The organism is Candidatus Burkholderia verschuerenii, from assembly GCF_001189365.1.
GTDB classification, from domain to species: Bacteria; Pseudomonadota; Gammaproteobacteria; order Burkholderiales; family Burkholderiaceae; genus Caballeronia; species Caballeronia verschuerenii.
The window spans coordinates 1-4829 of record NZ_LFJJ01000284.1; the positions used below are offsets into that span (position 1 = coordinate 1).

Annotated in this window: 3 protein-coding genes and 4 pseudogenes; all 7 read right to left on the minus strand. The window is 56.6% G+C overall.

Annotated features, from left to right (window positions below; genetic code table 11):
- Nucleotides 1–422 precede the first annotated feature (422 nt).
- A pseudogene (locus tag BVER_RS30875) lies at nt 423–692 on the minus strand (helix-turn-helix domain-containing protein); the annotation flags it as partial.
- Between the two features lie 39 nt (nt 693–731).
- Nucleotides 732–1085: pseudogene (locus BVER_RS27785) on the minus strand (IS3 family transposase); the annotation flags it as partial.
- A 40-nt stretch (nt 1086–1125) separates the two neighbouring features.
- Nucleotides 1126–3369, minus strand: a pseudogene (locus tag BVER_RS27790) (Tn3 family transposase); the annotation flags it as partial.
- A gap of 40 nt (nt 3370–3409) precedes the next feature.
- A complete protein-coding gene (locus BVER_RS32010; protein ID WP_157056270.1) occupies nt 3410–3550 on the minus strand; it encodes a hypothetical protein in 141 nt (46 codons plus the stop codon).
- Between the two features lie 196 nt (nt 3551–3746).
- Nucleotides 3747–4328, minus strand: coding sequence for a LysR substrate-binding domain-containing protein (locus tag BVER_RS27795; protein ID WP_083452408.1), 582 nt, complete (start codon nt 4326–4328; stop codon nt 3747–3749).
- Nucleotides 4325–4546, minus strand: coding sequence for a LysR family transcriptional regulator (locus BVER_RS30880; protein ID WP_083452409.1), 222 nt, complete (start codon nt 4544–4546; stop codon nt 4325–4327). The genes BVER_RS27795 and BVER_RS30880 overlap by 4 nt, the downstream gene beginning before the upstream one ends.
- Nucleotides 4547–4705: 159 nt before the next feature.
- Nucleotides 4706–4829 (minus strand): annotated as a pseudogene (locus BVER_RS33050) (IS5/IS1182 family transposase); the annotation flags it as partial.

Consider the following 4829-nt stretch of genomic DNA (forward strand, 5'->3'; position numbering starts at 1 on the left):
GGCGAAGTTCCAAACTCCCAGGAAACCATTCAGATCAATATTGCTTCTGGGAGTTCTGGGAAACACGATCTTCCGGCGGCCCCTTGCCACCCTTGACTTCGACTAATTCTGAAGGGCCGACTATTTACGCTTCACGTGTAACTGCGCAATACCGAACCGCCCGTATGGCGCTGAATCGGGATCGACAGCAACATTACGCTGCGAAGCTTGTATCACATCCTGCCGGCAGGCTTCGGATGGACCATGCGCATCTGCACGACTTCGAGGTAGATGGGCGAACGCATGCCATGAACGACAACGACAATATGCTCGAGCTGTTCGCGGAAGATGCCAAGATGTGGGATGCTCGCAAAGCACGGATATACCCACTCGCCTACTAAGGGCATCGTTTCCCCTATCGATATGATTTCGGCGATGACTGGCACCTCTGCACGCAGATACTCGTTCTCCTTGAGCAGATCTTCACGCGTGCGCGCGTCAGGGGCTTTGTCTTCTGTGGGCTTCTTGGGCTTGCTGGTGGTCATCTTCGGTGGGCGCCCGCGACGACGGGGCGCTAGAGCGTCAATACCGCCCTCATCATACAGACGCGCCCAGCTTGCCACGCTGCCCTGACGACGGATGTCATATCGTGCCGTGACCTCGCGGAACGACAGACCTTCGCGCCACATGTGCTCCAACACCTTCAGCCGGAACGGCGTTGAGGTCGGTCGTCAATCGTGGAGAGCAATGGTCTAAGCTGCGAGTTGCATCTTATTAAATTGTTGGGTGAAGGCAGCAGGAGATAGATAGCCGAGACGGGCCTGCTTTTGCTGCCGGTTGTAAAAGATCTCAATATATTCGGTGACTGCCTGTCGAGCCTCGGCGCGTGTTGCGAACCGGCAGTGATGCACAAGTTCGTTTTTGAGCGCCCCCCAAAAACTCTCCATTGGCGCATTGTCATAGCAATCGCCCTTGCGGCTCATCGACATCGTTATGCCGATCTGCCTTGCCAGATCCCGATAATCGCGGGAGCAGTATTGGGCGCCACTATCGGAATGAACAATCAGTCCTGCCGGTGGACGCTTGAGTGATACCGCGCCGAACAGAGGGTCGGCCGGGATTCGTGGATTTGTCGCCAAAATGACCTTAAGCTGCTGATTGGAAAGAAAAATCGATGTTTGGATCAAGCGGTGACGCCCTCCGCCGTAGATCCAGCAGATAGGACCCGAGCCGGTTGATGTGATCCTTCCGGTACGGCGAGAGCGCCTGCAGCACTTCAGCGTCGACCGGCAACCCCTTCTCCTGCAAGGCTTTGAGCCACCGAGACATCCACTGAACGTTGTAGAGAATCACCATATTCGCGACGAGCTGGTTGTACTTGATAACCTTACGCTGCTCGTGCCGAACATTTTCGGCGATGACCTCGCCTCCAAACATCAGCCACTTCGCGAAGTCGTTGATTTGCTCGCTCTTGTTCGTCGCGGCGTGAATGGTCTGGCGCATTTCCGGATCGTTGATGTACCGTAGCAGGAACATCATGCGGATCACGCGACCGAGTTCCCGAAACGCGAAATACAACTTGTTCTTCACGCTCTCGGAGCCGAGGCGCCGCAAGATCGTCGACGGCGTCATTCGCCCCGTCTTGATAGAGATGGCCACACGCAACATGTCAGGCAAATGCCGTTCGATCAGGGACCAGTCAATGCTCGCGCGAAACAACGACTCGATGTTCTTGTAGCGCCGGCGCCGGTCTGCCTTGAAGAACATGAGGTCCTTGATGTCGCGAATGCGCGGCATGAGCTTGATGCCGAGCAGGTGCGCGAGCGCGAACACGGGCGCACTTTGCGCATGCGTGTCTCCATGCACGGTATCAGGTTGCACGTCGGACGCGTTCTTCATCAGGCCATCGAGAATGTAGACAGCCTCATGCACGCCGCACGGGATGAAGTGGCTGAACAGCGCAATGTACTTGTCCGACACGTGGTAGTAGCCGATTCCGCCGTAGCCGCCGTACCGAATGTGATATTCGGAGAGCAAATTCTGCTCGTACAGATTCCACTTGGTGCCGTCGGCCGAGACACGCTTTCCTGATTCCCAGAATTTGGGCAACGCGAACTGGTTGTAGGCGTTGATGACCTTGACGATTGCCTTGTCGAGACGCTCCTCGGTCACGTATTTCAGATTCAGCCACGCGACCTGCTTGCGGCTGAGATTTTTCACTGACCGCGCCGTCTGCGTTGGCCCGAGATTGCAGCCGTAGCAGAACAGAGTCGTGATGAAGCGTTTGCGTGGCTCGTCGATTTTCGGCTCGAACCCCGAGAGCGGACCGAACGAGCGATGCAGACCGAACCACTGTTCCGTTTCGGTGAGGATATCCAGGATGCTGACGGGACGCATTGCCACTTCCATGGCCTGGACGATCAAGGATTTGTTCGGTGGATCGGGCTTTTTCTCGAGCCGGTGGAGGATGAGACCGTGCTCCTCGCTGATTTCGACATGATCGTTTTCTGGGAAATCGGCGTCGACCTGGTCGGCCTGCGCGCCGAGTTCGTCCTTCAGCTTCTGCACGAAAGCGCGGCTGTCTATCGGGAAGTCGACGAGTTCGCTGTAGCGCGGTAATTCCTCGCGGAATTCGTCCCAGGAGACCTGATGCTGGCGTGGATCGTCGTACTGGTCGCCGCCCTCGACGTAGACATCCCCCGATTTCAGTTCCCGCAGGATCTGGCTGAACACGCACAACTCGAAATACTTGCGGTGCAACAAGCGCGCGGAGCGACCGTCCGGAAACACGCAACGGTCCCACTTCTCCGGAATCCAACCGAGCGGCAACTGCGCGAGATCCGTATCGCTGAGCAGCAGGTACTCGCGTCGAGACGACCGGTACATCTTGAGCCAGTCGAGCGCCCTGAGCAGCGCATCGTCCTGCGAGCTCGCCTGAAGTGGCAGACTCTCTACGCACTGGAAAAGCAATGCGCGCAAATTCCTGTATGGTGCGAGGAGAAACGAGAAAATGTGATTCCCAGCTTGTGCGATATGTTCGTTGCAGCGAATAAGAACCGTGTCGGGGTCGTCGTTCAGCGCCGCACGCATCTGCGCGATCCGCGCGGCCGCGGACGCTTCGTCATCCTGCAGTACGTTCAGCACGTCGCGGAACTGGCAGACGAGTGACTGCAACTGGTCGGCATGCGCGAGCTGGTACTGCTGAAGTCGCAGCTTGCCGGTGTTTTCGAGGTTGCGCACGGTCTTGATGAAAATCTCGGCGACGTCGTCGAGCGCCTTCTGCCGCTGCGCGAGAATGAACAGCACGGCGAGCGTGTAGCGCTTCGCCGGCTTCAGCGCTCGCATCTCGTGTACATCAAGCGCGCGGGCCTCGATGACAAATTGCAACCGTGGCGGCGTTTTGCATAAAGCGATTTCCTAGCAGTCACATTCAGTGCATCAGATCGATCAAAGTGGCAGCGCCGATGGCCACTAATACCAAACCAGTGAGCACGCGCAACGCCTTCAGGCGGACTGTCTTGGACGGTGTGGCTGGATCAGTCCTCGACTCGAAATGGCTATCGTTCTTCATGGATCTCCCACAATAGATACTTGGAACCCAGCTACGATTACCTTATTGCGAATGCTTGGCTATCAAGCGCGGAAAGTGCCCAGCATTCACGACGTCGCGGGTTTTGACCAATTGCGGTCTCGCTGTTGTGCTGACTCGACGCGGAGCCAGTCGTGGAATGCCCTTACGTCGTCTGATAGCGGGCCCGACCGATACGTCACGTAAAACTTTTGGGGGATTCAACAGAGGCGGCGAACGGCGCCACAAGTAGACCCGACGACAGTTCTTTTTCGATGAGCGCGTCGTGTCCGATGGCCAATCCCATTCCGTCTACCGCTGCCTGTATGACCATGCTGTAAAGATCGAAGCCGAGCCACTCCTTGCCGTTTGAGTGAGCGGGTTTTCCCTGAGTCTCAAACCAGTGTCTCCAGTCGTCGCGCCAAAAAGTGTCGTACAGATGCATATGTTCAAGAATAAATGCTTCGTCACCGACATCCGACAAGGTACTTGCGATAGCGGGAGTGCAAACAGGCGAGATCCGCGTGGCGAAGAGCAACTCTGATTTTCCTGGATAGGGTGGTTCGCTCACGTGGCTAATCCAGACATCGTGCGTGCTAGCGTCCAGGTCGATAGGCTTTTCGGAGGCCGATAGCTCAATGCGTAGAGTCGGGTGTTGCGCCCGAAGTTTGACCAGACGGGGAGCTAGCCATTTTTCGATGAATCCGTGTAGCGCCACGACCCGAATCGGTGACGCATGCGCACGCGCGCCTCGCCGTTGCGCAGTTCGGAAAACGCTCATTCAACCGCCAGCAGGAACTCGCGACCATGCTCATTCAGGACGACGCCTCGATGAAGCCGACGGAACAGTTCGACCCCAAGATCCTCTTCGAGGCGCTTTACCTGATGAGCAACTGCAGCTGGAGTAAGATTCCGTTCTGCAGCTGCTTTGTGGAAGCTAGAAAGCCGAGCAGCCGCCTCGAAGGATCTCAAGGCGTAAAGCGAAATCAGGTCTCGCACGAGTTCCGTCTCTGAATGAAAACCGACTTGGACTCATCTCAAGGACAGCCAACCCGCAACTTCGCAACACGCGAGACGGAAGCTTGCACGTGGCATTCGCCTGCAAGCTTCTATCAAGGTGCACGGGGACGTGTCGGGCAAAATTCGGTGCGCTCAACGCTAGGTCCTGTTCACATTTAAGAGCGGCCCGAAGGCAGACACGATGGAGACAAAGGTGAGGTAGCTGTGGGCGAGTTTGTCATATCGAGTGGCGACGCGACGAAAATGCTTGATACGCTTAAAG